Below are 4,381 nucleotides of genomic sequence, written 5' to 3'. Positions count from 1 at the left end.
GTCTGGCCCAGATGCTCAATGTTTTCTTGCAGAATCAGTTTCATGTTTCCTTCTCCTTTCGAGCCTGTTTTACAGGTTTTCTTCCTGCGTGGTGCGTGGGGTGCGGAAGTCACCCCAATAATCAAAGATACCAAGTATGGTTACAACAACAGTCAGATAGGGCTGGGTCAGCAGGATGACGCCAAGCAGCACTTTAAGGGTGCTTGCGAAACTGGAGCGTTCACATGTTGTGAGCAGTACTGCCAGTCCCTGCATAAAATATAATACCCCCAACACGCTCAGGATGTTCAAGGCTGGTGTGGTAAGCAGAGGGGATGGTGCCAGCATGGTAAAGCCGGCAACAATCAGCAGCCAGACCAGCGGGTAAGGTGTCCTGAATTCCTTGAAGGGGGACAGATTGACTGCCAGTGCCTGTTTTGAAGCAGTGCGTGTAAATAGCAGCAGCATAACCGCGTTGATCAGTCCCAGGTTGATGGTGATCAGGGCAGGATAGATCCGGGACATGATCTGCCCAACGGTCTGCATCCCCTGCTTGAGAACCTCAATATCCTGAGCAGGCAGTCCTGAGTGCTGTTCGTAAAGCCTGGTTGCCTGATTGATACCGTCAGTGATTTCTTTTTGTATAAAGAGCTGAAGATTGATGCCGTTGCTGATGACAAAAGCTGCAACAACCAGCGCTGTCAGGGTCACACCGGCAGCTGTTGTCCAGATGATGGTGCGTGACGGCCTGAAACCTTTCAGAGCCAATTCCGGAACCAGTAGTCCGGTTAACCCGCACTGGACTACATACCATGCACCAATCGGCGGAGAAAACAGTATTGCCAGCAACAGGGTGGCCAGTAGTGCGCTAAAACCGGCAACAGCACTGCCGCCCTTGATGCGGGCAAGCCCCAGCGGAACCGGGGCCAGAAAAGCCGAGACAAAACCTAGTATGGGTACCGCAAGGCTGGCGCTGAAGAGTAATCCTGAGCCCAGGGTGCCGATCAAGACGGCGGCCAGCTTCTGACCGCCGTTTGCTTGCAATTCAAGCTGCTCCACAAAGTACCGGACTACGGAAGTGCGTGGCCGGCTGCAAGTGGCAGAAGCGCCAGGTTGCGTGCCCGCTTGATCGCCTCGGTAATCTCGCGCTGATGCTTGGAGCAGTTGCCGGAGATACGACGGGGTACGATCTTGCCACGCTCAGTGATGAAGTAGCGCAGGGTGCGTGGATCTTTGTAGTCGATAGTGGTGTCTTTTTCAGCACAGAAACGGCATACCTTGCGGCGCTGAAAAGGACGCTTCTTGCGTGGGCCACCGGGGCCACTGGGACGTCCACCGGGACCACTGGGGCGACCACCGGGGCGTGGGGTGTAGGTGCTAGGTGTCGATGTTGTTGCTTCGCTCATTGGTGTTTGTCCTCCGGAACGTTATTCAGCCGCAACTTCAGCAGCTTCAGGGGCTTCAGCAGCTTCGGTAACCGGCTTGCGCTCAGCTACCTTCTTCTCGGGCTCGTCAGTGATGTTGACGCTTAAGTAGCGCAGCACTTTCTCGTCAAGCCGGAGACGACGCTCCAGTTCAGCCACCAATTGCGCTCCGCCGTCAAAACGCAGGTAGTAGTAACGCCCGCGGGGGAACTTCCGGATTGCATAGGCCAGTTTGCGTGTTCCCCAGTCGTCCAGCCGGTGGAAGTCACCCTTAAAGGATGCAACCACGTCCTGAACCTTTTCAGTGACTGACTTGACATCGTCTTCTGAAAGGTCTGGCTGGAGGATGAAGATGGTTTCGTACTTCCTCATGTGTAATCCTCCTCATGGATTAGGTAGCCCCGGTTCTTTGCCCGGAGCAAGGAGTAGCGAACAAAGGTGTCCGCCTTAAAGGAATAAGCCTTTACTATAGATATGTTCCAAAGGCAAGCACAAATATGTTTTGTGTATATGAACGAAAAGCTTGACATTGGAAAGATGAGATGCTTTTAATGTGTGCATATGCAAATAACGTAGAAAAGGAGCTGTATCATGAAACTTTGTTTCCCTGTTGTTCAGGATCAAGGGCTGGATAGTGAAGTATATGGGCATTTTGGTTCTGCCCCCCGCTTTATCGTTGTTGATGCTGCAACCGGCCAGACCAGTCTGGTGGACAACAGCGACAAGGTGCATGAGCATGGCGCCTGTAACCCCGCCAAGGCGGTAGCAGGGCTGGATATTGATGGTATTGTAGTGGGTGGTATCGGGCGTGGGGCACTTATCTCCCTGAATCGATCCGGCTACCGGGTCTTTCAGGCACAGGGGGCTTCAATCCGCGATAATCTTGCCGCACTTGCTGGTGCCGGGCTGCAGGAGTTTGCGCCGGGCAGTGTCTGCGGTGGGCATAGTCACGCCACTGATGGAGGAGGGTGCTGCCATTGAGTGACGGTTATAACCAATATACCGAGACGGTTCTGGACCATGCCCGGAATCCCCGTAATGTTGGAGGCATGGACGATGCCAACGTCGTGGTGCAGGTGGGGGACCCGGATTGTGGCGATACACTACTTTTATTTATGCGGATAGATGATGGCTGTGTGGCCAAGGTCAGTTTTCTGATTAAGGGTTGCGGTGCTGCCATTGCCACTGCCTCCATGGGAAGTGAGCTGGTTAAGGGCAAGAGTTTGAATGAGGCATTGCTGGTGACCGATGCAACGGTGACGGCAGCTCTGGGTGGGCTGCCCGATGATAAGGAGCATTGCTCCAATCTGATCGCTTCAGCAGTGCATGCAGCCATTGCCCAGTACACCAGCACCATCACCGGTGAGGCACCGCCGATTGATTTTGAAGTGGATATGACGGGCAGAGATCCGAAACCGACTGAAGGAGAACACCTATGAGTAATTGGGCGCAGTTGTATCGCGGCGAGTCAGTTAAGCCGGTATGGCAGTTTGTTGCAGATCTGAAAGAGGCTGGATTGCGTGCAGGTTTTTTGATCCATAATGAAGATCATATGGAGATGGCTCATACCTTTGGTTCTCACGGAGTACAGGTGGCTGAAGGATTTGATCTGCATATGATCCAGATCTGCAAGCCTGAAAAGGCAGCCGGAAGCCTGCAGAAAAACCCGGAACGGGCAGCCTTGATGCCCAAGTTTGTCACGGTGTTCAGCTCAGAAGGCCGCACCCAGGTACGTTTTTTGCGTTTTAACCAACAGATGATTGAGGCGTTGGTGCAGGATCTGGAGTTTGCAACCTCGGTTGGCAGCACCTATGACGAGATTGAGCAGGCAATCAAAGAATCACTGTAATTTTATAAAGCTTTAAGGAGTGTATTTATGTCGTCAGCAGAGCATAGCGCACACTCAACCTCCCGGTTGTGCAACTTTCATATCACTTTTTTTGCCATTGTGCTTGGATTGGCCGGTTTTACCCTGTCGGTGCAGAAGGCAGGTGGCCTGCTGCACGCGCTACATCCGGTCAGTACGGTATTGCTATATCTTACCGTGGCGCTGTTTGCGCTGGTTGGTGTCATCTATCTGTACAAGGGAGCGACCTGCCCGGGTTCAGTCAAAAAAGAGCTGAACCATCCGGTAAAAATTAACTTTTTCCCGCTGGTAGCCAAGATTTTGCTGGTGCTGAGCGTGGTCATGCTTGAGCGGAACATGACCGCATCGTTCTATAGCTGGGCTGTTGGCACTGCACTGCAGTTCATCGCTTCCATTTATGTTATTTCAGAGTGGATTCAGCATGAGCGGTTCAAGATAGAACAGATGACGCCAGGCTGGTTTATCCCGATTGTCGGTTCCATTATCGTGCCGATTGCCGGCGTCAAGCACGGCTATACCGAACTGTCCTGGTTTTTCTTCAGTGTCGGCCTGATTTTTTGGATGATCCTGCTGGTGATTGTACTGTATCGGATGTTCTTCCATGCACCGATTGCAGAACGGCTGATGCCAACGCTCTTTATCCTGTTCGCACCGCCAGCCATCGGTTTTATTGCCTATGTCCGTCTGACTGGTGGCGGGCTGGATTCATTCGGTAGAATTTTGTACTACTTCTCACTGTTTATGTTCTTTTTGGTACTCTATCAACTGCCTCGTTTGTTGAAAATCAATTTTTATCTCTCCTGGTGGGCCTATTCATTTCCCATGGCTGCCAAAACTCTGGCGTCATTCCTGATGCTCAGCCTTGTCCGTGATCCGTTTATCGGATTTATGGCCTGGTTTGAACTTGCGTTTTTGACCATTATCATCGCAGTGTTGAGCGTCAAAACTATCTCTGCCATGAGTCGCGGCGAGATCTGCGTTGAAGATTAAGGAAGACCTGTAGCTGTATGCCGAGACCACGTAAACCATATACCTGTAGCTGTCCAGACCGCCTTGCTCTCAAGGCGGTCTATAAGCCTGCCGGAACCCCGCTGGGGCAGCTTGAATGTAT

At 52.2% G+C, this 4,381-nt stretch carries 7 protein-coding genes; 4 read left to right on the top strand and 3 right to left on the bottom strand.

Annotated features, from left to right (window positions below; all coding sequences use genetic code 11):
- Positions 1 to 69: 69 nt before the first annotated feature.
- Genes OEL57_RS14645 through rpsF form a run of 3 tightly spaced genes read right to left on the bottom strand, consistent with a single transcriptional unit; the run spans position 70 to position 1,775 of the window.
- Positions 70 to 1,023 (bottom strand): YybS family protein, encoded by a 954-nt coding sequence (locus OEL57_RS14645; protein ID WP_300741452.1) that lies wholly within the window; start codon positions 1,021 to 1,023, stop codon positions 70 to 72.
- 26 nt (positions 1,024 to 1,049) lie between these two features.
- Complete coding sequence (rpsR, locus tag OEL57_RS14640) at positions 1,050 to 1,385, bottom strand: 30S ribosomal protein S18 (RefSeq protein WP_078789107.1); 336 nt, start codon at positions 1,383 to 1,385, stop codon at positions 1,050 to 1,052.
- 21 nt (positions 1,386 to 1,406) lie between these two features.
- The gene (rpsF, locus tag OEL57_RS14635; protein WP_300741450.1) at positions 1,407 to 1,775 is read right to left on the bottom strand and encodes a 30S ribosomal protein S6; all 369 of its coding nucleotides are present in this window, start codon (positions 1,773 to 1,775) and stop codon (positions 1,407 to 1,409) included.
- 219 nt (positions 1,776 to 1,994) lie between these two features.
- Here rpsF and OEL57_RS14630 point away from each other — a divergent pair, with 219 nt between their 5' ends.
- From OEL57_RS14630 to OEL57_RS14615, 4 genes are read left to right on the top strand one after another with little or no spacing between them, the layout of a single operon-like run.
- Complete coding sequence (locus OEL57_RS14630; protein WP_300741449.1) at positions 1,995 to 2,384, top strand: NifB/NifX family molybdenum-iron cluster-binding protein; 390 nt, start codon at positions 1,995 to 1,997, stop codon at positions 2,382 to 2,384.
- A complete protein-coding gene (locus tag OEL57_RS14625; RefSeq protein ID WP_300741448.1) occupies positions 2,381 to 2,842 on the top strand; it encodes an iron-sulfur cluster assembly scaffold protein in 462 nt (153 codons plus the stop codon). The genes OEL57_RS14630 and OEL57_RS14625 overlap by 4 nt, the downstream gene beginning before the upstream one ends.
- Positions 2,839 to 3,252, top strand: a complete 414-nt coding sequence (locus OEL57_RS14620) for a DUF302 domain-containing protein (RefSeq protein ID WP_300741447.1) — start codon at positions 2,839 to 2,841, stop codon at positions 3,250 to 3,252. The genes OEL57_RS14625 and OEL57_RS14620 overlap by 4 nt, the downstream gene beginning before the upstream one ends.
- Before the next feature lie 27 nt (positions 3,253 to 3,279).
- Positions 3,280 to 4,260 carry an SLAC1 anion channel family protein gene (locus OEL57_RS14615; protein WP_300741445.1) on the top strand — a complete coding sequence of 327 codons (981 nt, stop codon included), beginning with the start codon at positions 3,280 to 3,282 and terminating at the stop codon, positions 4,258 to 4,260.
- The last annotated feature ends 121 nt before the right edge of the window (positions 4,261 to 4,381 follow it).

The organism is Trichlorobacter sp., from assembly GCF_030247655.1.
Lineage (GTDB): Bacteria > Desulfobacterota > Desulfuromonadia > Geobacterales > Pseudopelobacteraceae > Trichlorobacter.
Note: the sequence above shows the minus strand (reverse complement) of the source record. Positions and strands in the feature narration are given on the sequence as shown.